The 26,518-nt window shown below is 32.6% G+C and carries 28 protein-coding genes; 11 read left to right on the top strand and 17 right to left on the bottom strand.

Annotated elements, in window-relative coordinates; all coding sequences use genetic code 11:
• Window positions 1-5: 5 nt before the first annotated feature.
• Window positions 6-461, bottom strand: coding sequence for a thioredoxin-dependent thiol peroxidase (bcp, locus tag CHRY9293_RS06590; protein WP_162032279.1), 456 nt, complete (start codon window positions 459-461; stop codon window positions 6-8).
• A gap of 33 nt (window positions 462-494) precedes the next feature.
• On the opposite strand from bcp, the gene CHRY9293_RS06585 reads away from it, so the two are divergent.
• A complete protein-coding gene (locus CHRY9293_RS06585) occupies window positions 495-1,115 on the top strand; it encodes an endonuclease III domain-containing protein (RefSeq protein WP_162032278.1) in 621 nt (206 codons plus the stop codon).
• A gap of 78 nt (window positions 1,116-1,193) precedes the next feature.
• Here CHRY9293_RS06585 and CHRY9293_RS06580 read toward each other — a convergent pair whose 3' ends face one another.
• Window positions 1,194-2,990, bottom strand: a complete 1,797-nt coding sequence (locus CHRY9293_RS06580) for a DUF885 domain-containing protein (protein WP_162032277.1) — start codon at window positions 2,988-2,990, stop codon at window positions 1,194-1,196.
• Between the two features lie 169 nt (window positions 2,991-3,159).
• Here CHRY9293_RS06580 and CHRY9293_RS06575 point away from each other — a divergent pair, with 169 nt between their 5' ends.
• The 4 genes from CHRY9293_RS06575 to CHRY9293_RS06560 all read left to right on the top strand — a co-directional run bounded on the left by CHRY9293_RS06575 (window position 3,160) and on the right by CHRY9293_RS06560 (window position 5,819).
• A complete protein-coding gene (locus CHRY9293_RS06575) occupies window positions 3,160-3,621 on the top strand; it encodes a hypothetical protein (protein WP_122545657.1) in 462 nt (153 codons plus the stop codon).
• A 177-nt stretch (window positions 3,622-3,798) separates the two neighbouring features.
• Window positions 3,799-4,503, top strand: coding sequence for a MotA/TolQ/ExbB proton channel family protein (locus tag CHRY9293_RS06570; RefSeq protein WP_162032276.1), 705 nt, complete (start codon window positions 3,799-3,801; stop codon window positions 4,501-4,503).
• Between the two features lie 10 nt (window positions 4,504-4,513).
• The gene (locus CHRY9293_RS06565) at window positions 4,514-4,912 is read left to right on the top strand and encodes an ExbD/TolR family protein (protein WP_162032275.1); all 399 of its coding nucleotides are present in this window, start codon (window positions 4,514-4,516) and stop codon (window positions 4,910-4,912) included.
• Window positions 4,913-4,931: 19 nt separating this feature from the next.
• Window positions 4,932-5,819: a ferric siderophore ABC transporter substrate-binding protein gene (locus CHRY9293_RS06560; RefSeq protein WP_162032274.1), complete on the top strand. Its 888-nt coding sequence runs from the start codon at window positions 4,932-4,934 to the stop codon at window positions 5,817-5,819.
• Between the two features lie 12 nt (window positions 5,820-5,831).
• Here the strand turns inward: CHRY9293_RS06560 and CHRY9293_RS06555 are convergent, their stop codons facing one another.
• From CHRY9293_RS06555 to CHRY9293_RS06515, 9 genes are all read right to left on the bottom strand, one after another.
• On the bottom strand, window positions 5,832-6,224 hold the full coding sequence (locus CHRY9293_RS06555; protein WP_162032273.1) for a hypothetical protein: 393 nt from the start codon (window positions 6,222-6,224) through the stop codon (window positions 5,832-5,834).
• A 42-nt stretch (window positions 6,225-6,266) separates the two neighbouring features.
• Window positions 6,267-7,670 carry a nucleoside recognition domain-containing protein gene (locus tag CHRY9293_RS06550; RefSeq protein ID WP_162032272.1) on the bottom strand — a complete coding sequence of 468 codons (1,404 nt, stop codon included), beginning with the start codon at window positions 7,668-7,670 and terminating at the stop codon, window positions 6,267-6,269.
• 52 nt (window positions 7,671-7,722) lie between these two features.
• Window positions 7,723-8,235: a DUF6973 domain-containing protein gene (locus CHRY9293_RS06545; RefSeq protein WP_162032271.1), complete on the bottom strand. Its 513-nt coding sequence runs from the start codon at window positions 8,233-8,235 to the stop codon at window positions 7,723-7,725.
• Window positions 8,236-8,289: 54 nt separating this feature from the next.
• Entirely contained in the window at window positions 8,290-9,144 is an 855-nt protein-coding gene (gene accD / locus CHRY9293_RS06540) for an acetyl-CoA carboxylase, carboxyltransferase subunit beta (RefSeq protein WP_162032270.1), read from the bottom strand.
• Window positions 9,145-9,219: 75 nt separating this feature from the next.
• Window positions 9,220-10,290: a class II fructose-bisphosphate aldolase gene (gene fbaA, locus CHRY9293_RS06535; protein WP_162032269.1), complete on the bottom strand. Its 1,071-nt coding sequence runs from the start codon at window positions 10,288-10,290 to the stop codon at window positions 9,220-9,222.
• A 71-nt stretch (window positions 10,291-10,361) separates the two neighbouring features.
• The gene (locus CHRY9293_RS06530) at window positions 10,362-11,228 is read right to left on the bottom strand and encodes an NAD kinase (RefSeq protein WP_122545666.1); all 867 of its coding nucleotides are present in this window, start codon (window positions 11,226-11,228) and stop codon (window positions 10,362-10,364) included.
• A gap of 2 nt (window positions 11,229-11,230) precedes the next feature.
• Complete coding sequence (locus CHRY9293_RS06525) at window positions 11,231-11,881, bottom strand: CBS domain-containing protein (protein WP_122545667.1); 651 nt, start codon at window positions 11,879-11,881, stop codon at window positions 11,231-11,233.
• Window positions 11,882-12,068: 187 nt separating this feature from the next.
• A complete protein-coding gene (locus CHRY9293_RS06520; RefSeq protein ID WP_162032268.1) occupies window positions 12,069-12,599 on the bottom strand; it encodes an RNA methyltransferase in 531 nt (176 codons plus the stop codon).
• A 338-nt stretch (window positions 12,600-12,937) separates the two neighbouring features.
• Window positions 12,938-13,810 carry a bestrophin family protein gene (locus CHRY9293_RS06515; protein WP_162032266.1) on the bottom strand — a complete coding sequence of 291 codons (873 nt, stop codon included), beginning with the start codon at window positions 13,808-13,810 and terminating at the stop codon, window positions 12,938-12,940.
• Between the two features lie 525 nt (window positions 13,811-14,335).
• Here CHRY9293_RS06515 and mutS point away from each other — a divergent pair.
• Window positions 14,336-16,924: a DNA mismatch repair protein MutS gene (gene mutS, locus CHRY9293_RS06510; protein WP_162032264.1), complete on the top strand. Its 2,589-nt coding sequence runs from the start codon at window positions 14,336-14,338 to the stop codon at window positions 16,922-16,924.
• Window positions 16,925-16,940: 16 nt separating this feature from the next.
• On the opposite strand, the gene CHRY9293_RS06505 is transcribed toward mutS, so the two are convergent.
• Window positions 16,941-17,387: an energy transducer TonB gene (locus tag CHRY9293_RS06505; protein WP_162032262.1), complete on the bottom strand. Its 447-nt coding sequence runs from the start codon at window positions 17,385-17,387 to the stop codon at window positions 16,941-16,943.
• Window positions 17,388-17,504: 117 nt separating this feature from the next.
• On the opposite strand from CHRY9293_RS06505, the gene CHRY9293_RS06500 reads away from it, so the two are divergent.
• The 3 genes from CHRY9293_RS06500 (at window position 17,505) to CHRY9293_RS06490 (ending at window position 19,110) form a co-directional block, all read left to right on the top strand.
• Window positions 17,505-17,984, top strand: a complete 480-nt coding sequence (locus CHRY9293_RS06500; RefSeq protein WP_162032260.1) for a TlpA family protein disulfide reductase — start codon at window positions 17,505-17,507, stop codon at window positions 17,982-17,984.
• A gap of 15 nt (window positions 17,985-17,999) precedes the next feature.
• Window positions 18,000-18,656: a thioredoxin family protein gene (locus tag CHRY9293_RS06495; protein WP_162032258.1), complete on the top strand. Its 657-nt coding sequence runs from the start codon at window positions 18,000-18,002 to the stop codon at window positions 18,654-18,656.
• Window positions 18,657-18,717: 61 nt separating this feature from the next.
• Window positions 18,718-19,110, top strand: coding sequence for a ribosomal maturation YjgA family protein (locus CHRY9293_RS06490; protein ID WP_162032256.1), 393 nt, complete (start codon window positions 18,718-18,720; stop codon window positions 19,108-19,110).
• Here CHRY9293_RS06490 and CHRY9293_RS06485 read toward each other — a convergent pair whose 3' ends face one another.
• The 3 genes from CHRY9293_RS06485 to CHRY9293_RS06475 form a co-directional block, all read right to left on the bottom strand.
• Window positions 19,111-20,028, bottom strand: coding sequence for a YARHG domain-containing protein (locus CHRY9293_RS06485; protein ID WP_162032254.1), 918 nt, complete (start codon window positions 20,026-20,028; stop codon window positions 19,111-19,113).
• Complete coding sequence (locus tag CHRY9293_RS06480; protein WP_228455482.1) at window positions 20,025-20,615, bottom strand: DUF2306 domain-containing protein; 591 nt, start codon at window positions 20,613-20,615, stop codon at window positions 20,025-20,027. Before CHRY9293_RS06480 ends, CHRY9293_RS06485 begins: the two co-directional genes overlap by 4 nt.
• An 83-nt stretch (window positions 20,616-20,698) precedes the next feature.
• Complete coding sequence (locus CHRY9293_RS06475; protein WP_162032250.1) at window positions 20,699-21,901, bottom strand: BaiN/RdsA family NAD(P)/FAD-dependent oxidoreductase; 1,203 nt, start codon at window positions 21,899-21,901, stop codon at window positions 20,699-20,701.
• Between the two features lie 113 nt (window positions 21,902-22,014).
• Between CHRY9293_RS06475 and CHRY9293_RS06470 the strand changes: the two genes are divergently transcribed.
• Both CHRY9293_RS06470 and thiL read left to right on the top strand, forming a co-directional pair.
• On the top strand, window positions 22,015-22,506 hold the full coding sequence (locus CHRY9293_RS06470) for an acyl-CoA thioesterase (protein WP_122545677.1): 492 nt from the start codon (window positions 22,015-22,017) through the stop codon (window positions 22,504-22,506).
• Window positions 22,507-22,586: 80 nt separating this feature from the next.
• Window positions 22,587-23,648 carry a thiamine-phosphate kinase gene (gene thiL / locus CHRY9293_RS06465; RefSeq protein WP_162032248.1) on the top strand — a complete coding sequence of 354 codons (1,062 nt, stop codon included), beginning with the start codon at window positions 22,587-22,589 and terminating at the stop codon, window positions 23,646-23,648.
• Window positions 23,649-23,729: 81 nt separating this feature from the next.
• Here the strand turns inward: thiL and CHRY9293_RS06460 are convergent, their stop codons facing one another.
• Together CHRY9293_RS06460 and pepT are read right to left on the bottom strand one after the other, a co-directional pair.
• Window positions 23,730-25,061: a hypothetical protein gene (locus CHRY9293_RS06460; RefSeq protein ID WP_162032247.1), complete on the bottom strand. Its 1,332-nt coding sequence runs from the start codon at window positions 25,059-25,061 to the stop codon at window positions 23,730-23,732.
• A gap of 167 nt (window positions 25,062-25,228) precedes the next feature.
• On the bottom strand, window positions 25,229-26,476 hold the full coding sequence (pepT, locus tag CHRY9293_RS06455) for a peptidase T (RefSeq protein ID WP_162032245.1): 1,248 nt from the start codon (window positions 26,474-26,476) through the stop codon (window positions 25,229-25,231).
• Window positions 26,477-26,518: the final 42 nt, after the last annotated feature.

Raw genomic sequence — 26,518 nt, 5'->3', positions numbered from 1 at the left:
AAATATCAATTGATTCCTTCTAAGATCTGATTAGCAGCCGTTTTAGAAGTTACTTTTTCAATCACTCTTTTACAAATTCCTTGTTCATCAAAAATGAAAGTGGTTCTTACAATTCCCATATAGGTTTTTCCAAATGTTTTTTTCTCTTGCCATACGCCAAACTTTTCGAGGATCTCATGATTTTCATCTGCAATTAGATCATAAGGAAAAGCAAATTTACTATGGAAATTTTTTTGTTTTTTTACCGTATCTCCACTTATCCCCAATACTTGCAGACCGGCATTGGTAAGAGTAGAATAATGATCACTCAAATTACAGGCTTCAACAGTACATGTGGGAGTATTCGCTTGTGGATAGAAGAATATAACCAATTTTTTTCCTAATAATTGTGATGAATTAATGGAAATTCCATCCTGATTAATCCCTTCAAATTTTGGTAATTTATCTCCAACTTTCAACATAATAATTTATTTTTGCTCAAATTTAGTGGTTAGATGACAAAAAAGCAAAGAGCAGAACTGATTCAATTGGAATTAGAAAAATTATATCCGGAAGTTCCTATTCCATTGGCTCATACAGATGCCTATACTTTGATGGTTGCAGTGGCACTTTCTGCCCAAACAACAGATAAAAAAGTGAATGAGGTCACTCCAGCTCTTTTTAAAGTGGCTGGAACACCTGAAAAAATGGCTCAGTTGGAGGTAGAAGAGATCAGGGAACTAATTAAAGAAATAGGGCTCTCGAATACAAAAGCTAAAAATCTGAAAAGAATGGCAGAACTTCTGCTGGAAAGGCATCATGGGGTAGTACCTCAGACTTATGAAGAATTAGAGGCTCTTCCCGGTGTTGGCCATAAAACAGCTTCTGTAGTGATGAGCCAAGGCTTTGGATTTCCGGCCTTTCCGGTTGATACCCATATTCACAGACTTATGACGCAGTGGAAGTTGACCTCGGGAAAGAATGTGGTAGAAACAGAAAAAGATGCTAAGCGAATTTTTGCGGAAAAGGTGTGGAATAAACTTCATCTTCAAATCATTTTTTACGGTAGAGAATATTCTCCGGCAAGAGGGAAGGGTGAAAAAGATTTTATTACAAAAATGATGTTTGATCAATAAAAAATCTCTTTCTATTTGAAAGAGATTTTTTTGAACATATTTATGAATGTTTTGACTATAGTATTTTAGAATAAATGTTTACTTCTGTTTTTTGGCCCAAAGTTCCATTTTTCTATTTAAGATATCAAGAGGGAGACATCCCTGACTTAAAATTTCATCGTGAAAGCTTGCCAGATTAAATGCATTACCCAGTCGTTTTTGATATTCGTTTCTAAGCTCACGTATTCTTAATGAACCTATCTTATAACCTAATGCTTGTCCTGGCATTGCCATATATCTTTCAATTTCTGCAATGGCTCCAGATTCATCATAAGATATATTACTCACGAAATATTTAATGGCTTCTTCTCTGGTCATTCTACCTGTATGTAATCCTGTATCAACGACTAACCTTACTGCTCTTAACATTTGATCACTTAAATATCCCATTTTTTGATAGGGATCAGTATACAGCCCAAACTCAGGACCTAAAGTTTCACAATAATGAGCCCATCCTTCTCCATAGGCACCAAACCAACCAAACCTCATAAATTTAGGGAGTTTTGTGTTTTCTTGTTGAAGAGAAATTTGGTAATGATGGCCGGGAATAGCTTCATGTAAGAATAAAGATTCCATTCCTGAGGTGACATTAAATTTTGATGGATCGGGTAAGGGAATATAAAATATTCCTGGTCTTTTACCATCAGGAGTTCCTTGTATGTATTCAGCGCTTGCACTAGCCTCTCTAAATTTTTCAGTTTGTCTGATTTCAAACTTTGTTTTTGGAGTTACACTAAACATTGTGCTCAGCTTGGGAGTAATTTTAACTAAAATTCCATTAAAAGCATCTAAAACCTCTTTTGAGGTTTGATAAGGCATTGCTTTAGGATCAGTTTTTACATAGCTTATAAATTCTTCAAGTGATCCTGAAAAGCCCACTTGTTGTTTTACTTTTTCCATTTCCGCTCTTAACATAGCGACTTGTTGAAGCCCTATTTTGTTTATGTCTTCAGGAGATTTTTTTGTAGTAGTCCAACTTTTAGCATAATATTGATATATATTTTTACCATTGGGAAGACTATTATAGCCATCCGTTTCTCTGGATTTTGGTAAATATTCTTTTTCTAAAAAAGCACCCATTTTTGTATAAGCAGGAATGATATTTTTAGTAATTGCCTCTCTATATAATTGAGTGAATTTATCTTTTTGGCGCTTCGTAAATTCTTTTGGGAAATTTTTAATCGGGCCATAAAAAATATTTTTATCAAAATCTAAGGTAGTTATCTCCTCTGCTCTCATTTGAGGAATCATTTTGATGACCAATTTTTTAGGAAGTACTATTTTATTATTTATTCCCTCACGAAAATTTTCTATGGCTGTATTCATCCACTCGGGGAATTTTTCCATTCTTTTAAGCCAGTCGTTATAATCTTTTTCTGTTTGAAAAGGCTGGCTTCCCTCACCGCTTCCATATAAAGGAAACGTCAGAGGAAGACCTGAAAATTGGGTAAAAGGAATATATTCGGGGTGATAGGCATAGCCTTCAATTTTATCTTTTAAAGTGTAATCTAAAACATCATAGACTATCTTATTTTCGTCTGAAAGTTTTTCATAATCTACATTTTCCAGTTGTTTTTGTACAGAATTGTAGAACGCTACTTCTCCGGAAATAAAATCTTTATCAATATTAATAGGAAATTGATCATTATATCTAGTGTCTCCCTGAGTGGTTGCTTCTAAAGGATATAATTTTAGATATTGTTCATAGTAGTTAGACGTAATTGAGTCTAAATTGGTAGGGGTAACTTTTGTTAAAGGAGAATCTGACTTTTTACAAGAAGCTAAACTTATTACTAAGCTGAACCCCAAAAGCCCTTTAGATAGAATATTTTTCATTTCAAGATCTTTATATATAAACAAAAATAAGTATTATTACTATATACAATAGATCTATTGTAACGATTTAAAAAAATATTTTTCAAAATATTTTTCCCAATCAATCTATTTTTTATCTTTGTTGAAAACGTTTAACAATCATATTATTACAGTTCTTTTTTAAGAAACAATGAAAGGGATTTTAAAAATTTACCACCCGGATGAGACGCTAAAGTACAATATCAGAAATACTTATTGTAAAGCAGTTTATAGCAACCAACAACATTTCTTAGAGGTTGAAATCATTACGGATGACAGTCTGGATCATGTGGATGATGATTCATTACAGTACAACTTTCCTCAACTTTCTCTTGAAGTATTCGATTTCCCTATCGATTCTTCAGAAATAGAAGGGAAAACTATCAAAATCAGTGATTCTGATGAAGACACCTATACTGAGGTTGATCTATTCGATGACGATGAAGCCTATATCTACGATAATGAGCTTGTGTTCGAAAAAAGCGAAGATGGTGAGCTTCAAGTCATATGGAAAGGAACCATCGATGATTTTTATACAAAGTCAGATAGTCCTATTCCTTTTAGATTAAAATGTGAATTTAGGCAAGATGATATTGAAGTAGACGAAGATTAGTTTTAATCTTTTTCAAGTTTACTTTTCACTCTTAAATTTCTTTCCAATTTTTTGGAAAGAAATTTGCTGTTTATATATTAATAAAAATATTTATTTGTTTTTTAAGCAATTTTTAAGATATCAATTAATAATATTCCATTACATTTGTCGTTAAAAATTTTATAAAAATTCATAGTAATGCTGCTAACAGAACTTACTCAGACTTTATTTACACAAATTGCTACACCTATAGTAGCCACAGATGATTTAGAATTTTCATTTTGGAAAATAATGTTCCATGGAGGAGTATTTGCTAAAATCGTTATGGTTACAGTTCTAGCACTCGGTGTGTTTTCTGTATATCTATTTTTTGAAAGATTTTTTTATATTAAAAGATTGACTTCAAAAACAGATACGGATTTTATGAATAATATTGAGGATTTTATCAGAGAAGGTAAAATAGAATCTGCTGCAGATTATTGTAAAAGACAAAATTCACCGGAAGGAAGAATTTTAGAGAAAGGAATTTCGAGATTAGGCAGACCTGTATCTGATATTGTGAGTGCTATGGAATCTCAAGCACAAGTAGAAGTTGCCAATATGGAAAAAAACCTTAACCTTTTAGCTGTGGTGCCTAGTATTGCTCCTATGCTAGGGCTTTTAGGAACGGTTATAGGGATGATTATTGCATTCTTTAATTTGTCACATGCAACGGGTTCTTTTTCACCTAAAACGCTTTCCGAAGGAATTTATACAGCTTTGGGGCAAACTGCCGTAGGTTTAGCAGTAGCTATACCCGCCAATTTTTTCTATAATTTATTATTGACCAGAATTGATAAGTTTGTACTAAAAGCCCAGAATATGTCAGGAGAATTTTTAGATCTTATCAATAAACCTTTATAAATTTTTTCTTATGAAAATTCAAAGAAGGAATAAAGCAAATCCTGAATTTAGTTTGGCGGCAATGACAGATGTTATATTGTTAATGCTGATATTCTTTATGGTGACGTCTTCTGCGGCAAATCAAAGTGCGATTGATGTAAAGTTACCCAAAACAGATGCTATTGAGGATAATATTCCTAATCCTTTAACGGTAAGTATTAAACCTGATGGATCTTATTTTGTGGATGATAGTCCAATCCCAAAGGAAAAATTGGAACAAACAATCGTTGATAAATTATCTAATCAGACTAATAAATCGTTTACGATAAGAGCAGACGAAAATACGATGCATAAAGATGTAGTTTTTGCTATGGAAATTGCTGAAAAATATAAATTTAATATTGCTATCGCAACGATTAAAAATAAATAGATTATAAGATCATTGTAAGATGAGAAGTTATATTACAAATAAAAATGAGGAAAACAGAGATAAGGTAAAAAGTGCAATTCTTTCTATTCTTATTTGGTCTGCAATCTTACTTTTTGTTTTTTTATATAAACTAAAACCTCAGTTGGATGCAGAGCCGGAAGTAGTTACTACGATGCTTGTCAACTTTGGTGATAATAGGAATGGAAATGGTGTTGAAGAGCCTGCGGATCAGTCAGGTAGTATAGCGGCAGTAGCAGAGCAAACAAATACCGAACCTACCGAAACAATAGTTCCTGAAACTAAAACGGTGATAAAACCTGAACCAGAACCTGAAATTAAAAAATCAGAAGCTAAGGAAAAAGTCATAAGTGGAAAGAATTCAAAGATGACGGTAGCTAAAAAAGAAGATTCAAAAAAGGCAGAGAAAAAATCAACAACAAGTACAAGCTCATCTAAAAACATTAAAAAAACAGGAGCGACTGCTGCTGCTAATTCTAAGAAAGGGAGTGGTGATGGAAAAGGGAATGCTGCTATTGGAAATTTAATTAAAGGGAGAGGAACCAAATCTGGTAGCCAGGGTACTGGAGAGGGTATTGGTAATTCAGGAGATCCTTTAGGAGGAGAAGGTAATGGTGATAGCAAGGTTGGAGTTGATAGAAAGTTGATAGGCTATATTCCGGGAACTATGGGAAGAGGAGGAGCGCAACCTGCACACAATTGTACGGCAAGTGGTTCTATCACCATAGCCTATACCGTAGATAAAGCGGGGAATGTAGTTTCTGCAAGAAGAATTGGGGGTGTTTCCGATGCTTGTGTATCTTCTACTTCAGTCTCTTGGGTGAAAAAATATGTTAAAGCTGAAAAGGCCAATGTTTCTTCAACAGGGACCTATAAGATTACATTCTAATAATCTTATTTCCTATTCAAGTTCTTTTTTTATCTCATTTATTCTATTGATGATGGGGAGGGCAAAAATACCACTTGTTTGAAGGTACATTTCATAGAAATTTTTTGATTTGTTCAAAAAATCATTGCTTTTACTTTCTTTACCTTTATAATAAAACAGATTTCCTAGCATTTCATAATAATCCTTATGGTCTCTTTCCTGTCTTTCATTTACAATGCTAATAAGTTCATCCTTGGTAAGAGATGAAATTGTTGAGAAATCCATTTTAAAAATATCCTTCATTAAAGAATCATAATCTAATTCTTTTTGCATTAAGCTTTCTTCTGGTTTATCTAAAATGAGTTTTTCTAATGCTTGAGTAAGTTGGCGAATTAATCTTAATGTAAAATCTTTATCTTGAATCATAATTTTTGCTTTAATTGTGAATAGGGAATCTTTTAAGTTAATTTATGCGAAAAAGAGATAGGCTAATGCAATTGAAGTCATAATTCCTACTAAATCGGCTAATAACATAGCAATAACGGTATATCTTGTATTTTTAACAGCAACAGCTCCGAAATATACTGCAATTACGTAAAATGTAGTATCTGAGCTTCCTTGAAGAACTGCCGCTAATTTTCCTTGAAAACTATCTGCTCCAAAAGTAGCCATTGTATCCACCATCATTCCTCTTGCTCCGGAACCTGATAAAGGTTTAATTAACGCTGTGGGAAGGCCATCCACAAAACGAGTATCTAGATTTGCTATATTTGCGATCCATTTCATCCCGTCAATAAGCACATCAAAAACTCCGGAAGTTCTTAATAAAGAAATGGCTATTAACATACCTACCAGGTAAGGAATGATTTTTACACAGGTTGTAAAACCTTCTTTTGCCCCTTCAATAAAAGCATCAAAAACGTTTATTTTTTTATAAATAGCTCCTAGAACTATGGCGAAAAAGATAAAAAGAATTAAACCATTACTCAATACTTTACTAAAATCATTTAATTCATTTTTACTTAATTTTACGAGATACAAAACTAATAAAGAAATAAGAACAGCTATTCCTCCTACATAGGCAATAACAACCGGTTTTAATAAATTTATTTTCTGATATAGGGAAACAATAATCATAGCTGCAAGAGTAGCTGAAAATGTAGCTATCATACAAGGTAAGAAGATATCTGTAGGTGTTTTTGATCCCATGGAAGCTCTTATCGCAATAATAGACACCGGAATTAATGTCATCCCTCCTGCATGAAGACACAAAAACATAATTTGGGAATTACTGGCGGTATCTTTTTGAGGATTGAGACTCTGAAGACTTTCCATAGCTTTTAATCCAAAGGGGGTTGCTGCATTATCAAGCCCAAGAAGATTAGCACTAAAGTTCATCAACATATGTCCAAATGCGGGATGGTTTTTGGGTATATCTGGAAATAGCTTGGAAAAGAAAGGTTGAATAAATCGGCTTAAAAGATTAATACCTCCTGCTTTTTCAGCAATACTCATAAACCCCATAAATAAGGTCATGATGCCAATCAATCCCAAACAAATTTTCACTGCTGTTTCGGAAGTTCCGATTACTCCATCAGATTCTTGAATACGATAAACTTTTATATTTTGTTTTAAAGAATCTGCTTGGTAATGTATTCTATTGTCGGCAAAATTAGGCTTTTTCATCAAGCTATCTCGTATAGCGGGAGAAATTGTATTTATTTTATTTGTTGCAATATGCAGAGTATCACCACCTTTTCCTACGACCATATCATTGAAAATAGTTTTGTAATGATCAGATGAAATATACTTTATACTTGCAATAGCAATAGCAATAATGATAAATGCCGACCAAATTCTGCTGAGAATCATTTGATTAAATTAAAATTTTAGAAAAGATAATAAATTAAATTCAATACAAAAACTATTTCTCTTCAAGATATACTAAATATCCTTTAAAATCATCATCTAAGTTTTTCAAAATTTTTGCATTTTGCATTTTCTGTACTAGACCCTCAATAAAAAAGCTTTTCTCAAAAAATTGTCGATGGATTCCGGGAAGAAGTTCCATAAAATAATCCATTCCTATTGTATTGTTATGGAGATCCATTTTGGTCTCTAAAGGTTTATTAGGAAATAATTCCTCATGCATGTCGGTCATTCTTTTGCAGAAATCTAAAGCCTTTTCAGGAGAAGATACTTTACAGCAATACATCATGATAAAACAGCACCAAAGGGCATGTCTGAATGCATTTCCGATTCCATTATTAGAGGCAGATTCCGGGAATTTTTTCTGAGCAATAGTAAATGCCTGGACAGTCGCATGGATGCTGAGTATAGCAAAAATGGGATGTGGAAGTAAAAGAGATAAAAGACGGAGTATCTTTTTAAAGCTCATACTTCGTAGGGTATTGAAAAAAATAGTAAAAGTTCTCATAAATAAAAATCTCCCCCAAAGTAGAGAGAGATTGTATGGTCTTTGTTATAAATTTTAAGCATTAACGGCCAATAAATTGACAGTTTTAGCTACTGTATCTCTAATTTCAGTTCTTTTCACAATAAAATCAACAAATCCTTTTTCTTGTAAAAATTCTGAAGTTTGAAAGCCTTCAGGAAGATCCCTTCCTATTGTTTCACGAATAACTCTTGGACCTGCAAAACCAATTAAAGCTCCTGGTTCAGCCATGATAATATCCGCTGTCATCGCAAAAGAAGCTGTAATTCCTCCAAATGTAGGATCACAAAGATAGGCTATGTATAAAAGGCCCGCTTCTGAAAGTTGAGCCAGTTTTGCTTGTACTTTGGCTAATTGCATTAATGAGTAGGTTGCTTCCTGCATTCTCGCTCCTCCAGATTGACAAATGATCATATAGGGAAGTTTATGAGAAATACAGTAATCAATAGCTCTTCTAATCTTTTCACCCATTACTGAGCCTAAAGAACCCCCAATAAATGCAAAATCCATACAAGAAACTACCATTTCAGTTCCATTTACGGTTCCTACTGCATTTCGAATAGAATCTGTAAGCTTTGTTTTGGATTTTACTTCTTTTAGTCGTTCAGTGTAAGACTTTGTATCTTTGAAGTTTAGGATATCAATACTTTCAACATTGGCATCCAGTTCAGTGAATTTTCCTTCATCGAAGAGGATCTCAAAAAATTCTGCACTTCCTATTCTTACATGAAAACCGTCTTCAGGAGAAACATAATTATTTCTTTTCAGCTCATCATGCTCCACTATCTTACCTGATGGGGTCTGATGCCAAAGACCTTTGGGAACATCTTTCTTTTCATCAGTAGAGGTAGTAATGTTTTTTGTTTTTCTTTTAAACCAATCGAATGCCATGTTTGTTTTTATTAATATACAGCGTAAAATATAAAATAGATAAAGCTTTTTTTACCTATTTTATATTCTACAGAATTATTTTAAAGTATTTACGTTGTTTAAATCTTCAAATGCTTTGACCAATCTGGTAGAAAAAGTCTCTTCTCCTTTTCTTATCCAAACTCTTGGATCATAAAACTTTTTATTAGGTTTTTCTTCTCCTTCTGGATTTCCAATTTGAGTTTTTAAATAGTCAATATTGTTGATCATATAGTCTCTTATTCCTTCAGTATAAGCAAATTGAAGGTCAGTGTCTATATTCATTTTAATTACACCATAGTCTATTGCTTCTCTAATTTCTTCCAACGTAGATCCTGAGCCTCCATGGAATACAAAGTTGATTGGCTTTTCTGCTGTTCCAAATTTTTCTTTAACATATTTTTGAGAATTGTCAAGGATTTTTGGAGTTAACACTACATTTCCAGGTTTATATACGCCATGTACATTACCGAAAGCAGCAGCAATAGTGAAGTTATTAGAGATCGCTTTTAACTTCTCATAAGTATAAGCAACATCTTCAGGTTGTGTATATAGTTTAGAATTATCCACATCTGAATTATCTACACCGTCTTCTTCACCTCCTGTAACGCCGATTTCTACCTCAAGTGTCATCTGCATTTTAGCCATTCTTTCAAAATATGTAGCAGAAACTTCTAGATTTTCTTCTAAAGATTCTTCAGATAGGTCAAGCATGTGAGAAGAGTAAAGTGATTTTCCTGTTTGCTTAAAAAACTCTTCGTTTGCGTCCATTAAACCATCGATCCAAGGTAATAATTTCTTAGCACAGTGATCTGTATGTAAAATTACAGTAGCCCCATAAGCTTCTGCTAGAGTATGTATATGCTTTGCACCAGCGATTGCGCCTAAGATAGCAGACTTTTGACCATCATTACTCAATCCTTTTCCTGCGTTATAAGCAGCTCCTCCGTTTGAAAATTGGATAATAACAGGAGAGTTTAATTTTGCTGCAGTTTCCATAACAGCATTTACATTACTTGATCCGACTACATTTACTGCGGGTAATGCAAATTTGTTTTCCTTAGCATATTGAAAAATGTCTGTAACTAATTGTCCTGTGGCTACTCCTGCCGGAAAAATTCTGCTCATGTTTTACGTATTATATATATTAATTAGGTGATTAAAAATTAAGTGTAAAGGTAATAAATTTTGCTTAATGGTTAATTTCTTTTATCCCTTCCCCAAAGAAGCTTCTGGCGGATGGTTTCGTAGAAACTAAGATTGTTTGGCTGAACTAAAAGTATCTGAAAATTAGCTTTTTTTATAATAACCTCTTTATCTGTTTCAATATGGATTATTCTCGAATCTAGAGAAAGGGAGTATTGTGGAACCCTACTTTCTACTCTAAACTTTATTTCAACCTTATCATTTACAACGAGGGGCCTCACATTCAAATTATGAGGAGCAATCGGTGTAATAACAAAGTTTTCGTTATTTGGAGAAATGATTGGTCCACCACAGCTTAATGAGTAGGCGGTAGATCCTGTTGGTGTTGACATAATTACGCCATCTCCCCAAAAAATATTGAGAAACTCATTATTAATATAAGAGTCCACTGTAATCATTGATGTCGTTTCTTTTCTGGAAACGGTAACATCATTTAGTGCGTAGGGGAAGAAATCATCTAATTTGGGTGAAACTACCTCAATCACAGAGCGGCGACTGGTTTTTACATCTCCTTTTAAAATGGCATCCAATTCCTTGAAAGCTTCTTCCTTAGTGAAACTGGCTAAAAATCCCAACCTTCCAGTATTGACTCCTACAATTGGAATTTCAAGATCTTCTATAAAGGTTAAAGAATTGACGATGGTCCCATCTCCACCAAAAGTAAAGAAAAGGTCTACTTCTTTATCGAGTAGGTCTTGTTTATTATTAAAGGTTTCAAAAATTTTTGAAAATTGAAGGGCTTCAGCCATTCCATCATATAAAACGGATTTTACATTTCTACTTTCAAGCTCAGATATGAACTTACTTAAATATAAGAAAGTATCTAAGTCCTTTTTTTGAGAATATATGGCTGCTTTCATACTTAAATTTCTATGAATTTTTGGAAAAATCCGAATCGGTCTTTGAACAAATCCGCCTTTTCATCCGAATAATATTTTTGGACTATTCTATAATCATATCGATCAAAAGTGGCATCTATTGAGCTGAGGTTTTCGTTGCTTATTTTTAGAGTAACGCGAATCACTTCGTCCGACATGAAGCTAATGAAGCTTCCATAAAATTTTGAATTATTGCTCTCAACAATATTCGCAATTTCTGTCATAGAATATTTCCTTGCAGATGTTTCTATAGTAAGAATTGCTCCCGATTCTGAGAACAAAGGATATTTTGATAAATCCTGAAAAATATCGTCACAGGTAATATATCCTAAATATTTTTCATTTTTATTGATTACCGGAATTACATTCGCATTGAAAGTATAGAACAAACGAATACTATCTAAAATATTGTTGTCATCAAGAATTGCAAAACGCTCGATTTGATGTTCTAAATCCTTTAATGTGCCTTCTTCTTCGTACAAAAAATCTTGAGCAAGTGCTCCATAAAAATGGTGAGATTTTTTGACGAAAACATGAGTATATCCAAAGTCTTCTAACAAATCCCTTGCTGCTTCTATAGAGTCAGTCAAACTCAAGCATGGGAAATCTTTTGAGATATAGTCTTTAATAAACATTGTGCTAATTTATAAAAAATTATATTAAATTTTTTCTGGAAATGACATCTTTTTTTTCGTTCAATCTTTTAAAAAGCTATTTTAAAATTTGTTTGTGATGAAAAAAAAAGTATCTTTGTCGCCTTTCATTTTTACTTTTTATTAGATTTATTTCAAACTGCACTGTCTATTGGACACATGCAGTTTTTTATTTTAAAGCCTTTGCAAATTCCCACATGACAATTCCGCCACAAATACTCACATTCAAGGAGTGTTTTGTTCCTAGCTGTGGTATCTCGATAAAACAATCAATATTAGGCAGTGCTTCATCGCTAATTCCATCTACTTCATTTCCTAAAATAAGGGCATATTTTTCAGACTTTTCTATTGAAAAATCTGTGATCATTTGGCTGTTTGTTGTTTGCTCTATTCCAATGATTCGGTAATTTTTGCTTTTTAACTCATCAATGGCTTTATTAATATCACTTTCATAGGTCCAGTCTACACTTTCCGTAGCCCCTAAGGCTGCTTTGTGAATTTCCCGATGAGGTGGTTGAGGGGTAATTCCACAGATAATTATCTTTTCAATGAGAAATGCATCTGCTGTTCTAAAAGTTGCTCCCACATTATGCATACTTCGGATATTATCTAAAATAATAATCAAGGGTATTTTTTCAACTTTTTTGAATGTTTCTATATCTATTCTATTGAGTTCCTCTAGTTTTAATTTTTGTACCAATGTGTTGTTTTGTAGAGATTAATATCTTTTCTTTTCTATTTTTCAGCTTGTAAGAAGCTGGATTATGCATTTACATTATTTATTAACTTCATCAAGTAGATTTGTCTGAAAGAATAGGTCCTTCATTTTTCTAAAAGCTATTCTTTTATTATGCAATTTACAGAATTTATCATTAAAAATGGGAAAGGAGGGGCTAAATACATTATAAAAAGATGAAATATATTGTTTTACCTTTACTTTTTTATAAAATGACCTTTCTTTCTTCTTAGTAGGATTCTAACATGCTATTGTTAGAAGCAAAATAAACAAGAAGGGTTAAATAAAGAAAACTATTTATTTTATCCTAGGATTTGATGTACATTTCTTTCGATATTTTGAGCAATAGTTTCCATAGGAATATCATTTTCATCATTATTGAAAGGATCTTCAATTTCTTCGGCAATAAGCTCTAAGCTCATCAATACGTAATATACAAAAACAGTAAGGGGGACCATAAAAAGGCCAATGTTAATTACATAGGCAATAGGTAAAGCAAGTACGTACAAAATAATAAACTTCTTTACGAAGGATGAATAGGAATAGGGTATTGGCGTATTCTTAATTCTTTCACAACCACCACACACATCCAAAAAGCCTGAAAGCTGAGTATCTAAATAAACCATTTCAATGTCGGAGATTTTTCCTTCTTTTTTTAAATGATTTAACTTATGTGTCAAAAGGATGACAATTTCACTTGGACCATGATGTTTCAAAGACTTTTCGATTTCAGAATAGTCTTCATCCAATGCTAACCTTGTTGATTCTTTTGATAAATGTTTTGCTAGAAAATGAGGGAAAAATTTTAAGAGCCTTGCTATTTGTTTAGCTGTATGAACGTCATCTCCTAAGATTAAATTAATTTTGATGGCAAAATTTCGGGTATCATTTACCAACTTTCCCCAGAGTTTTCTGCCTTCCCACCATCTATCATAAGCAGTATTGGTTCTGAAAACCAGGAGTAAAGAAAGAACAAAACCAAGTAAAGAATGAATCATTCCGACATTACTTACTTTTGATTTGGATGTTAAGTGCAAATACTCCAATTCGATGTAAGCAATACCATAGGAGTATACACCCACTAATATCATAGTCGGAAATAGAATTTTTAAAGTATCACTTTTGTGTAAACTAAAGAGTATTTTTAGGAAATGTTTGGTATTATATGCTCTCATAAATCTTAAATACTATCAATCTTGCAAATATAAATTTTTAGATTTATTTAAGACACAAGTTCATATATACCCATGGTAATAAAATGGAGGATATATGAGAGTGCTGTCAGCGAAATAGGGTTAAATTTTTATAAGATATAAAAAGGAGTTATTTTTATTCGTTAAAAAAGTCAAAACGGAATGATTATTAAAGAGATAGATATTGTCAATAATATAAGTAAAGAAAATTTTTATAATAATTATTTCAAAAGGAAAAATATTTATTTTCTAAATGTTTTTATGTCATATAATCCTAAATAATGTAGATTATTTTTAACTAGTGAAAAATTATAAGAGTAATTAAGGTATTCAGAAATAGGAGGGTAAGAATAGGATAAGGTTCCTTGTGAATGAATAAAAAATAATGATAAAAATAATTTTCAATGAATTTTTTTTTCAATTATGGATATGCGGTTTTTTTTAAGGATTTTAATCGTTCTATTTTATTTCTTACTTTTACGACCCCAAATTTAAGAACACATTTTAATGGCAAAGGCGAAGAAAGAAACTCCGTTAATGACGCAGTATAATACTATTAAATCAAAATATCCTGATGCACTTTTATTATTCAGAGTAGGAGACTTTTACGAAACATTTGGGCAAGATGCAGTTAAGACAGCTCATATTCTTGGAATTGTTCTTACCAAAAGGAATAATGGAGAAGGGCATATTGAGCTTGCTGGATTCCCCCATCATTCTATAGATTCCTATTTACCCAAATTAGTAAGGGCAGGAATGAGAGTTGCTATTTGCGATCAGCTCGAAGATCCTAAAATGGTTAAAGGTATTGTAAAAAGAGGGGTTACGGAATTAGTTACTCCAGGGGTTACTTTTAATGATCAGGTTTTAACCTCAAAAAAGAATAACTTTTTACTTTCCCTTCATAAGCAAAAAGAAAAATATGGGATGGCCCTAGTGGATATTTCCACAGGTGAATTTTTGGTAAGTGAAGGAAATTTAGAAAAACTACTTCATATTGTAAATACATTTGATCCCAGTGAAATTATTTATCAAAGAAGTGTTCAAATCCCGGAGCAGCTAAAAAATAAAAATGCGTTCAAGCTAGAGGATTGGGCATATCAGTATACATTTGCCCAAGAGAAGCTTACAAACCATTTTAAAACAAATTCTTTAAAAGGATTTGGTGTTGAAAATTTGGAGCTTGCCATTACAGCAGCCGGTGCTATTTTTGCCTATTTAGTTGAAGATACTCACCACAATTTACTTTCTCATATTACAAAAATTCAGATTATTCCACAGGAAGATTTCCTTATGATGGATAATTTTACATTGAGAAACCTTGAAGTTGTTTATCCAAGCAATCCACAAGGTAAATCTTTGTTGGATATTATTGATAAAACCTCTACTCCGATGGGAGGAAGACTATTGAGAAGGAGAATAATTTTACCTTTAAAATCGGTAAATGAAATTAGCAGGAGACTTTCTTTGATTGATTTTTTGAATGAAAACGACCATTTAAAATATGAAATTTGTCAACTCTTAAAGTCAATTTCTGATTTAGACAGACTCATGGGGAAATTAGCGGCAGAAAAGATATCTCCTAAGGAGTTTGGGTACCTTCGTCAGAGTTTGATCAATATTCATAAGATTAAATCTTTAATACAGCCTCATGCTGAGGTTTTAACTTGGCTTGAACCATTATATGATCTGGAAGAGCTGATAAAATTCTTGCAAAGCCATTTGAATGAAGAACTCCCTGTAAGTATTGCTAAGGGAAATACGATTAAAGAAGGGGTTTCTGACGAATTGGATAGACTGAGAGGACTTCAAAGTAAAGGGCGTGGTTTCCTAGATGAAATGTGCCAAAGGGAAATCGAGAGAACGGGAATTAGCAGTCTTAAAATTGATTTTAATAATGTGTTTGGTTATTTCATTGAAGTCCGAAATACACATAAAGATAAAGTACCCGATGATTGGGTTCGAAAGCAAACCTTGGTTAATGCCGAGCGCTACATCACAGAGGAATTAAAGGAGTATGAAAATCAGATTCTAGGAGCTGAGGAAAAAATAAGTGTTTTAGAAAATGAACTCTATAAAAATGTCTGTACTGAGGCAATGATTTATATAGATCAGATTCAAGAAAATTCTCATATTATTGCGCAGTTGGATGTAGCAGCCGGATTATCCGAATTAGCTGTTTCTGAAAGCTATACTAAGCCTGTTTTAAATGAAGGTTATGCTATTGATTTAAAAGAAGCAAGACATCCAATCATTGAAAATGCACTCCCATTAGGAGAAAAGTATATTCCAAATGATATCTTTTTAGATAAAGATTCTCAACAAATTATCATGGTCACTGGACCGAATATGGCGGGTAAGTCAGCGATTCTTCGTCAAACTGCAATAGTATGCCTTTTGGCACAAATTGGGAGCTTTGTTCCAGCTAAATATGCAGAAATTGGAGTTTTAGATAAGATTTTTACTAGGGTAGGAGCTACGGATAATATTTCTGCCGGAGAATCCACATTTATGGTAGAAATGAATGAAGCGGCTAATATTCTAAATAATATTTCAGAGAGGAGTTTGATTCTTTTAGATGAAATTGGCAGGGGAACTTCTACATATGATGGAGTATCTATTGCTTGGGCAATTGCAGAATATTTGCATCAACACCCTACGCAATCCAAAACATTATTTGCGACTCATTATCATGAACTTAATGAAATGACCCTGAATTTTGAAAGGGTAAAAAATTTCCATGTTTCAATCCAAGAAAATAAAGGGAATATTATTTTCTTAAGAAAACTGCTTCCGGGTGGAAGTGAACATAGTTTTGGTATTCATGTGGCAAAATTGGCAGGCATGCCTCCAAAAGTAGTTAATAGAGCAAATGAGATATTAAAAACCTTAGAAGCAACTCGTACACAAAGTGGAGGAGCGGGAGAAAGTATCAAAAGGGTGACGGAAGAAAATATGCAGCTTTCATTTTTCCAATTGGATGATCCTGTGCTTGAAAATATTAGAGAAGAGCTAACCAAAATTGACATTAATACTTTAACTCCCATTGAAGCTTTAATGAAATTGAATGCAATCAAGAAGATGATAGGAGGATAATATCCTCCGCTTCTTACTAATATTTTTTTAGGGATAAAGGGAATGTATAAAGAAATCGGACCGGTTGATTGTTAATCATGGCCGGCTTCCATCGAACGAACATCCTTCTGATTGCTAGTTCAGCAGCTTGGGCATGTTTTTTATCATCTCCCAGAGCCGATACATACCTTACATATCCATTTTTTTCTATAATAAAATAAACACGTGTATTTATTTTATTGTCCTTTATACTGATAATATCCATCTTTTCGGCAAAATTTCGTTGAAAAGCACTTTTACCTCCAGGATATTCCGGAGCAGTATCGGCTTGTACGAAAACATCATCTAATTTCATTTTAGTTTTCAAAAATTCATAATCCGGAAAATCAGCGTTTATGGGTGTGCTAATACTTAATGTATCTGTTTGTTGTGCAAATAGAGAAACCGTCAATAAAAGGCTTAAAAATAAAAACAATTTTTTCATGGATTATCTAGTAATATTTTAGTTGTTTTTAATGCAGCAAAAAAAGCACCTAACTATAATTTTTTCTTAAAAAAAATATAATAGTCAGATTAACAAATACTTTTTTTATTTTTGAGTATGAAGAATTTTATCACGACTCTGCTCGTATTATGGATTTTCTCTATTTCCAATGCACAACAAACATCGGTGATTGCATTAAAATATGAAGAACTAGAAAAACGGATTGTAAAGGATAAGTTTTTGGTAGTGAATTTTTGGTCTACAACTTGTGCTCCCTGTGTGAAAGAGCTTCCTGATTTTATGGAAGTCAATAAAAAATATGCTGATGATCCACGGTTTAAAATGATCTTAGTGTCATTGGATAGATTAGTGGATAAAGAAAGAGTTATAAAATTTATTAAAAGTAAAAATATTACAACAGAAGTTCTTTTATTGGATGATATTAAGCGAATGAATACCTGGATTCCCAAATTTGAAAAATCTTGGGATGGAAATATCCCAGTAACCCTTTTTTATAAGAATGGGGAGAAAGTATATTTTAATGATGGAGAAATGAGTAAAGAAGAATTGAAAGATATAATTGTAAAATATTTATAATCATATAAAAACTCTATGAAAAATTTAAAAATTTTATTAATAGTATTTATTGTTGGAACGGGATTAATGAGTTTCAACAATATAAGTAAAGAAGGAAGATGTTTCAAGAAAGAAAAGGGTTTGAATTTAAAAGGGTATGAAGTAGGAGATGAGGCAACAGATTTTAAGTTGAAAAATGTAGACGGAAAAATGGTTTCCTTAAGCGATTTTAAAAGTGCGAAAGGGTTTATTGTAATTTTCACGTGTAATCATTGTCCATACGCAAAAAAATATGAAGATCGAATTATTGAGCTGGATAAAAAGTATAAATCACTAGGTTATCCTGTTGTGGCAATTAATCCGAATGATCCAAATGTGCAACCAGAAGATGGATATCTACAAATGATAGAAAGAGCAAAAGAAAAAAAAATTACTTTTCCTTATTTGGTAGATGAGGGCCAAAAGATTTTTCCTCAATACGGAGCAACAAAAACTCCACATGTATTTATCATTCAAAAAGAAAATGAAAAAAATATAGTGAAATATATTGGAGCTATTGATAATAATTATGATAATCCAAATGACGTATCAGAATATTATGCTCAAGACGCATTAAATTCCTTAATTAAAGGAGAACCAATAAAAACGACTAAAACTGTTGCTATTGGATGCACGGTGAAGGTAAAGAAATAACGGATTCTTAATAAAATCGGTATTCAAAAGATACCGATTTTTTATGTTAAAAAATACAATGATGAAATATAAATTGAGTTTAAGATATTTACTTATATCAGTAATCATCTTTATAATAGAAGTTTTAATTGCTACTGTACTGAAACATGTTTTTTTCGTAAGAGCTTATCTTGGAGATGTAATAGTTGTGATGCTAATCTATACTTTGATAAAAAGCTTTTTTGTAACAAATAATCAAAAACTCATTGTTGGAATTTTTGTTTTTTCCTGTTTAGTAGAGTTCGCACAATATTTCAATATTGCGGAAAAAATGGGCTTCCACAAAGGAAGCCTAATGTATATTATTATTGGAAACTCTTTTTCTTGGATCGATATTTTGTGCTATGCTGTAGGATGTTTATTGCTATATTTTTTTATAAAAATGAAAGAATTGAAATTAATACGCGTGGATTGATTATCTTCCAAAACTATCATATTTATCTTCTGCATATTGAATAAAACGATTGAGTAAAGCTACATTTTCCTTTTCCATCGGGGAAAGCTCTTTATCTACATTATTGGAAACAGGGATATACCAATCGGTTTGTTCAAAGAAATACCGGTAGGTGTCTTTTTTAAAGGAATAACCATGTCTTGCAAAGATGGCATTTTTAATAATCTCAAGATCTAATTTTCTTAGATTTTTAAGGTCTTTTTCTGTTAGTTTTTGTTTTGAGGCATTGAGTTTGAAGATAGCATCAGAAGCGATTCTATTTTTTTGAGTCGTATAACTTTCTATTTTACCGGTGCTTTCGTCCGTATATTTTTCGATAAAATCTTTTGGATTTGACCAGTCTACCAAGTTTGAATCTTCATCCAACATGAAATTAGGATTGTAAGCAAACTCTTTTTTAGTTAATTTTAAAGTTTTGATAGAAGATTTTACAAAGGATTTTTTATATGCGGTCCATTTTCCTGTCAGACTATCATTACTTAATTTTATTTCAAATCTACCGTCTGAATTATCATTACCGGGCTCATCCAGAATGAAAGACTTTGTAGGCTCATTAAAAATACCTTGAAAGGGACGCTGATGGCCATTTACAATACTTTGGCCATATACACTGTCTTTTGTAATCCTATTAATTTTCAAAGAGATTCTTTTATTGATCTCACCTTCATATTCAGAACCGTCGCCTTCATCAATCATTTTTTCTTTCCCTGCAAAATCCCCAGTATAAATTCCATAATACTGTTTATATATTTCCGGAATAACCACTTCTTTTTTTGAAAGAAGGGAATCTTGAGATAAATTACTATTTTGTCCGTCTTTTTTACAACTTAATAATAAAAAAGTGAGGGATACGCTAAGAGTGTAATGTAAAGTTTTCATAAGTATTTTTTCGTGTTTAAATATTCAACTAATAAGATATTGGGAACCCATCCCATCCATGAGATGATTTCATAAACATCCATGGGATTGGGGTGGAATAAGTATACAATAATGACTTTCCACAGCCTCAAGGTAATAGCAGATAATGTCAGTGCAAAACTTCGCCACATCCATTGTTTATGTTCATAGAATTTTTTGTGTTTGGCCAGTTGATATGCTTTAAATGTAGAAAACCACCAAAAGCTACCGAGTAAAATAAATGAAATTTTGGAGAAAGTACCTCCATTGGCAAAAAATCCCATATATATTCCTGAAGGAGCAGAGAAAAGTAGAATTAATAAAATATAAATTTTTCCGGTATTTCTATGAAAGTTCGCTAATCCCCAATTTTTTCTGATAATGGCAAAAAAACCAGATAATAAAACGAAAATACTTGTGTATACGTGGGTATAAAAAAAGGCAAGATACTCTGGTCTTTCAATAACTTCTGTTTGCTTTATCATTAAAAAACTCACATTTGCTTTTAATGGAATATATTCTAGGGTAATTCTTAACATCAGCCAAAAAAAATAGCCAAACCCTATCATTAGCAAGATTTTAAAAAGCCCGGATAAGTTTCTTTTAATGGAAAGCATTTTCAATTAAATATGATTAAAGATAGTCCTTTTGTTTATAATCCATTCAAATCTTGTGCAATTAACCAAGATTCGCTCCAACAAGCTTGAAAATTAAAACCACCTGTCACCGCATCAATATTTAAAACCTCACCCGCTATATAAAAATTAGGCAAAATTTTGGACGACATATTCTTAAAATTAATTTCTTTTAAATCTATTCCTCCTGCTGTTACAAATTCATCTTTAAAAGTTGATTTTCCGGTTACTTGAAATTTCTTATTACATAACGTCGTTACTATGGCTTGTATTTCTTTTCCTGAAATATTGGCAACCTGTTTGTTCAGGTCTATTTTTGAAACTTCTAAAACTCTTTGCCAGAACCTATTGGTTATCTCAAAAATTTTGGATTGCCCAATTGTCTTTTTAGGATTTGATTTTTTGAAATTTTGAAACAATTCTTCTGCTTCATCTCGTGTTTTTGAAATAAAATTTACTTCAACATCAAATTTATATTGAACATGAGCTAGATTAATAGCTTCCCATGCAGAAATTTTTAAAATGGCAGGTCCAGAAAGTCCCCAATGAGTAATCAATAATGGCCCGCTTTCTTCTGCTTTTAACGTGGGAATAGAGGTTTCTGCCCATTCAAAACTTGTTCCGGCCAGATCTTGTAATAAGTCATCTTTAATGTTAAATGTAAAAAGAGAAGGAACAAGACTAATAACTTTATGACCAAGGTTTTCCATCATTTTTAAAGATTTGGGAGAGCTCCCTGTCGTGTAAATAATATAATCTGCTAAAAATTCTCCTGAAGTAGTTTTGACAAGGTATTTTTCATTATGCTTTTCTATTTCCTTAACAGAGCACTTTGTTTTTACTTGTATTTTTTTTTGTTGAATTTCATTTAAAAAAGTATCAATGATGGTTTGTGAAGAATTTGTTTCGGGAAATATCCTATTGTCATTTTCTATTTTCAACGAAACTTTTCGTTTTTCAAACCAATCCATGGTATCTCCTGGTTGAAATTTTGTAAAAACACTAAGTAATTCTTTATTTCCGCGAGGATAGAATTGAACCAGCTCTTTGGGATTAAAGCAGGCATGAGTAATATTGCACCTTCCTCCTCCGGAAATTTTTACCTTTTGAAGAACGTCAGAATTTTGTTCTAGGATTATAATATTATATTTGCTTTCGTCAATGTTTGATGCGCAAAAAAAGCCTGCAGCACCACCTCCGATGATTATAATTTGTTTCATATGTTGTGTAATCTTATGCTCAAGATTATTTTTTCAAAAGTACAATTTTTATAAACCATCTTATTTGATTAATTTTGAAGAACATAATTATTATTCTTAAAAACTGTTTTTACATGATTTTCTACCATAAATTTGAGGTCCGCTGGAGTGATCTGGATGCCAATAAACATTTGGCCAACTCATCATACGTTCAATATTGTGCGCAAGCAAGAATGGCCTTTATGACAAAGGAAAAAATGGGAGTTACCCAGCTAAGTAGATGGGGAATTGGTCCCGTTATTTTGCATGAAAGATATTCTTTCTTTAAAGAAATATATGCTGATCAAACGGTTATTGTGAGTGTAGAAATTGACGGATGTTCAGAAGACTCTTCTATCTATAGATTTCTTCATAAATTTTACACTCCGGACGGGATGCATTGTGCTACTTCAGAAGCAACGGGGGTTTGGATTGATATGATGTTGAGAAAAATGACGACCCCTCCTGATGATGTGGTAGAGGCAATGAATAAATATAAAAGCCCTGAAACAGTAATTCTTTCAAAAGAAGATTTCAAAAAGTTTCCTTTTCACCCACACAATATCGATCCGGCTGAATTTGGATAAAATATTAATATATAAATTCTAACTTGATAGGTGATCTTTCAAGATTGCTATTATGTTGGTACTATTTAAGAAATAAAAATATGTTTGAAGATAAATCACAAGAACTAACTCCAATTTCCAAATTAGGAGAATTCGGACTTATAAAGCATCTTACAGAGCATTTTTCTTTATCAAACGCGTCTTCGGAAGTGGGTGTGGGAGATGATGCTGCAATATTATCCTCTGAAAATAAGAAAGTGGTTATTACTACGGATATTTTAACAGAAGGGGTTCACTTTAATTTAGGATATGTTCCTCTAAAACACTTAGGATATAAGGCAGTTGTAGTTAATCTTAGTGATATTGCCGCAATGAATGCTACGCCTACGCAGATATTAGTTTCTCTAGCTGTTTCAAATCGCTTTCCCGTTGAGGCCTTAGAAGAGATTTACGCGGGAATTCATACCGCTTGTAAAAAATATAATGTGGATTTAGTAGGTGGAGATACAACAAGTTCTAATTCTGGTCTTGTATTAAGTATTACAGCAATAGGCTTTGAAAATGAAGATGCTATAGTGAAAAGAACTGGGGCTAAGCCCAATGATCTTCTTGTTGTGACCGGTGATCTAGGAGGGGCTTATATGGGGCTTCAAATTCTTGAAAGAGAACATGCTGTTTATCTTTCCAATCCAAATATGCAGCCGGAAATGGAAGGGTATGATTATATTCTAGAAAAACAGTTAAAACCGGAGGCGAGAACTGATATTAAAAATATTTTAAAGGAGCTAGATATTAAACCTACCTCTATGATTGATATTTCTGATGGATTAGCTTCCGAAATTTTACATATTTCTGACCAATCTAAAGTAGGTTTTAGGTTGTATGAGGAAAAGATACCAATGGATAGCCTTAGCATTTCTACGGCTGATGAAATGAATTTAAATCCTGTTATGACTGCTTTAAGTGGAGGAGAGGATTATGAACTATTGTTCACCATTTCTCCAAATGATTTTGATAAGATTAAAAATCATCCAGATTTTACTATCATAGGACATGCTGTAGAAAAGGAAGACGGAAATTTTATGGTAGCTAGAGGTTCTAATCAGCTTGTTGCATTGACTGCACAAGGTTGGGATGCTTTTCTGAATAATCAGTCGAATTAAATTGGTCGTATTGTAAGTATAAAATAAAAGCCCACAGAAAAATTACTGTGGGCTTTTTTGATATGATAGACATTGTGAAGTTTAGAATGCTAAGTTTTTGTTATAAAGGTTAACTTCCTTTTTAAGAAGTGAGAAACTTCCTTCATATACATATGGAGACACTCCAAATTTATAATACATATCAGTTTCTACTTTTCCATTAATATCAATGGTCACTTTTTTACTAGAATCTTGTGATAGTTGTAAAGAAGGCAATATAGAAATTTTTCCTTTTAATCCTGAGTTGGCAATAGAAGCCGCAACAAATTGTAATCCTGCTCCTCCTTTAGCCTCAATACCTAATTCTGCATTTACATTTCCTTCTAACTGTGTAAGTCCCATATTGCCCGCAGGAGAAAGGTTGATATTAAATTCAGGATCTTTTCCCACTAGTAAATTAGCATTTCCTGCAATATCGATAAGAGTTAGCTCTGCTTTTCCTGACGCTTGAACCCAAACAAATGGACTAGCTGAAAAAGTTGGACTTAGGGTAAGTCCTGTTGGTCCTATAGCAATTGGAGCGATCGGAATATTCAAGTAATTAGAAGGGCTTTTTGAATACCCTAAGGTACCCTGGATATTTGCTTTTGTTTTAAAACTTATATCATCTAAAATAAAATTAATATGAAAGTCAGATAATCTACTCTCGAAGAAATTAATGTTATATTTTATTTTAGGTGTAAATCCTCCCTTAAGGCTCACACTAGATGTAAGATTTGTTATTCCTGTCTGGTGATCAAATGAAAACGTTTTATCAAAATTAACTGGATTTAGAATAATCGATTTATGTTGAGCAATATTTTTTGCTTCTATGTTGTGTATCTTATTGAGAACGTTTTGTGATACCATTCCTTCTATAGGAATATAATTTACCATTTTACCATTTATGTTTACGGGAGCTTTTCCATTAGGATCATAAATGCCACTAATTGTTCCACTAAAAATAAACTCTTCAAGCTTTGGTGTGGATGTTTGTAGTATTATTTGATTATTTGATTTAGAAACAGCCTCTATTTTTGCTAGTATGTTATCGATATTATCACCTTTAATTCTTGTTCCTACAATAATAGTTCCCACTTTTATACTGTCGGTTTGGCTTGTTTTATATGCAAAAGTTAATGATTGATTGTTTATTTGAGAAACTGAAGCAATCGATTGGTCATTAAGTACGATAACGTTTTGCTGTAAGGTGATATTTCCTATAGTTTTTCCAGCAGCAGATTTTCTATATACTAATTCTGGAGAAGATGGAGTTTCATTCTCCATTAAATTGTCCTGCGAGCAAGATGAAAGTGTTAGAATTGAAAATACTGAAAGCAGTATTACTTGGTACAATTTACGAGAAATCCCGCAGTAACTAAAAAAATTTTTCATATGTGATTGTTTAAGAATTCCAAATGTAATAAAATAATGATTAATCACAATAGTTGGAAATATTTTTTTTAAAATGCCATGAATACTATAAAATTTACTGTTTTTCGTGAAAATAAAAAAGCTCTTTTATCATAAATAAAAGAGCTTGGGTATCGTTTTTGTTAAGTTTATTTTTTAACGATATTAATAATTACTTCCATAGCTTTTTCCATGCTTTCCAAAGCTACATATTCATAAGGTCCATGAAAGTTAATTCCTCCGGCAAAAATGTTTGGACAAGGAAGGCCCATATAGGATAACTGGGCTCCGTCGGTTCCTCCTCTGATAGCTTTAATTTTAGGCTCTATTCCGGCTAATTTCATGGCTTTTGCAGCAAGGTCCACAATATGCATCTTCCCTTCAAATTGTTGCTTCATATTTCTATACTGCTCTTTAATCTCAAGATCGATTGTTTCTTTTCCATGTTTTTGCGCAAATTCAGCCACTTTTTGTTCCATGAATTGCTTTCTTCCTTCAAATTTTTCAGCATCATGATCACGGATAATGTATTGAAGTTTGGCTTCGGAGACATCAGAGGTTAAATCCATTAAGTGATAGAATCCATCAAAACCTTTAGTTGTAGAAGGGGTTTCATTAGCAGGAAGTGACTGTGCAAATTCTGCGGCAAGAAGAGTTGCATTGACCATTTTTCCATAGGCATAACCTGGATGTACACTCAAGCCGTGGATTTTTACTACTGCTCCAGCGGCATTGAAGTTTTCATATTCAAGTTCTCCTACTTCGCCTCCATCCATAGTGTAAGCCCATTCAGCACCGAATTTCGCCACATCAAATTTATGAGCTCCTCTTCCAATTTCTTCATCCGGAGTAAAGCCTATTGCAATTCTTCCGTGTTTAATTTCAGGATGAGCGATTAAATATTCAGCAGCTGTTACAATCTCTGCACATCCGGCTTTATCATCCGCTCCGAGAAGTGTGTTTCCATCAGTAGTGATGAGTGTTTGTCCAATATATTTTTTTAAACTTTCAAACTTTGAGGGTGATAACGTAAATCCTGTTGTTTGATTTAGCAATAAGTCATTTCCATCATAATTTTCCCAAACTTGTGGCTTTACATTTTCGCCATTAAAATCTGGTGATGTGTCATAATGTGAAATAAATCCAATTGTTGGGTTGTTGTCATTTTCTAAATTTGATGGAACATATCCCATTATATAGCCATTATCATCGATTGAAACATCTTCTAAACCAATTGTTTTTAGCTCTTCGGTAATATATTTTGCAATATTCCACTGTTGCGGTGTTGATGGTGTTGTTTCACTCTCCGCATCACTGGTTGAATATATTTTTACATAATTAAGAAAACGATTTAATAATTTTTCTTTCCACAATTGGTTGAATTCTATTGTACTCATTAGTAGGATATCATAAATTTTGAACAAAGTTAACAATTTTGA

This window comes from Chryseobacterium potabilaquae (assembly GCF_902728265.1).
In the GTDB taxonomy this organism is placed as follows: domain Bacteria; phylum Bacteroidota; class Bacteroidia; order Flavobacteriales; family Weeksellaceae; genus Chryseobacterium; species Chryseobacterium potabilaquae.
Note: the sequence above shows the minus strand (reverse complement) of the source record. Positions and strands in the feature narration are given on the sequence as shown.

Bases quoted from the DNA above. Each gene is read 5' to 3' on its own strand.
- bcp (WP_162032279.1), bottom strand. From the start codon at position 461: ATGTTGAAAGTTGGAGATAAATTACCAAAATTTGAAGGGATTAATCAG.
- CHRY9293_RS06585 (WP_162032278.1), top strand. From the start codon at position 495: ATGACAAAAAAGCAAAGAGCAGAACTGATTCAATTGGAATTAGAAAAA.
- CHRY9293_RS06580 (WP_162032277.1), bottom strand. From the start codon at position 2,990: ATGAAAAATATTCTATCTAAAGGGCTTTTGGGGTTCAGCTTAGTAATA.
- CHRY9293_RS06575 (WP_122545657.1), top strand. From the start codon at position 3,160: ATGAAAGGGATTTTAAAAATTTACCACCCGGATGAGACGCTAAAGTAC.
- CHRY9293_RS06570 (WP_162032276.1), top strand. From the start codon at position 3,799: ATGCTGCTAACAGAACTTACTCAGACTTTATTTACACAAATTGCTACA.
- CHRY9293_RS06565 (WP_162032275.1), top strand. From the start codon at position 4,514: ATGAAAATTCAAAGAAGGAATAAAGCAAATCCTGAATTTAGTTTGGCG.
- CHRY9293_RS06560 (WP_162032274.1), top strand. From the start codon at position 4,932: ATGAGAAGTTATATTACAAATAAAAATGAGGAAAACAGAGATAAGGTA.
- CHRY9293_RS06555 (WP_162032273.1), bottom strand. From the start codon at position 6,224: ATGATTCAAGATAAAGATTTTACATTAAGATTAATTCGCCAACTTACT.
- CHRY9293_RS06550 (WP_162032272.1), bottom strand. From the start codon at position 7,670: ATGATTCTCAGCAGAATTTGGTCGGCATTTATCATTATTGCTATTGCT.
- CHRY9293_RS06545 (WP_162032271.1), bottom strand. From the start codon at position 8,235: ATGAGAACTTTTACTATTTTTTTCAATACCCTACGAAGTATGAGCTTT.
- accD (WP_162032270.1), bottom strand. From the start codon at position 9,144: ATGGCATTCGATTGGTTTAAAAGAAAAACAAAAAACATTACTACCTCT.
- fbaA (WP_162032269.1), bottom strand. From the start codon at position 10,290: ATGAGCAGAATTTTTCCGGCAGGAGTAGCCACAGGACAATTAGTTACA.
- CHRY9293_RS06530 (WP_122545666.1), bottom strand. From the start codon at position 11,228: ATGAAAGCAGCCATATATTCTCAAAAAAAGGACTTAGATACTTTCTTA.
- CHRY9293_RS06525 (WP_122545667.1), bottom strand. From the start codon at position 11,881: ATGTTTATTAAAGACTATATCTCAAAAGATTTCCCATGCTTGAGTTTG.
- CHRY9293_RS06515 (WP_162032266.1), bottom strand. From the start codon at position 13,810: ATGAGAGCATATAATACCAAACATTTCCTAAAAATACTCTTTAGTTTA.
- mutS (WP_162032264.1), top strand. From the start codon at position 14,336: ATGGCAAAGGCGAAGAAAGAAACTCCGTTAATGACGCAGTATAATACT.
- CHRY9293_RS06505 (WP_162032262.1), bottom strand. From the start codon at position 17,387: ATGAAAAAATTGTTTTTATTTTTAAGCCTTTTATTGACGGTTTCTCTA.
- CHRY9293_RS06500 (WP_162032260.1), top strand. From the start codon at position 17,505: ATGAAGAATTTTATCACGACTCTGCTCGTATTATGGATTTTCTCTATT.
- CHRY9293_RS06495 (WP_162032258.1), top strand. From the start codon at position 18,000: ATGAAAAATTTAAAAATTTTATTAATAGTATTTATTGTTGGAACGGGA.
- CHRY9293_RS06490 (WP_162032256.1), top strand. From the start codon at position 18,718: ATGAAATATAAATTGAGTTTAAGATATTTACTTATATCAGTAATCATC.
- CHRY9293_RS06485 (WP_162032254.1), bottom strand. From the start codon at position 20,028: ATGAAAACTTTACATTACACTCTTAGCGTATCCCTCACTTTTTTATTA.
- CHRY9293_RS06480 (WP_228455482.1), bottom strand. From the start codon at position 20,615: ATGATAGGGTTTGGCTATTTTTTTTGGCTGATGTTAAGAATTACCCTA.
- CHRY9293_RS06475 (WP_162032250.1), bottom strand. From the start codon at position 21,901: ATGAAACAAATTATAATCATCGGAGGTGGTGCTGCAGGCTTTTTTTGC.
- CHRY9293_RS06470 (WP_122545677.1), top strand. From the start codon at position 22,015: ATGATTTTCTACCATAAATTTGAGGTCCGCTGGAGTGATCTGGATGCC.
- thiL (WP_162032248.1), top strand. From the start codon at position 22,587: ATGTTTGAAGATAAATCACAAGAACTAACTCCAATTTCCAAATTAGGA.
- CHRY9293_RS06460 (WP_162032247.1), bottom strand. From the start codon at position 25,061: ATGAAAAATTTTTTTAGTTACTGCGGGATTTCTCGTAAATTGTACCAA.
- pepT (WP_162032245.1), bottom strand. From the start codon at position 26,476: ATGAGTACAATAGAATTCAACCAATTGTGGAAAGAAAAATTATTAAAT.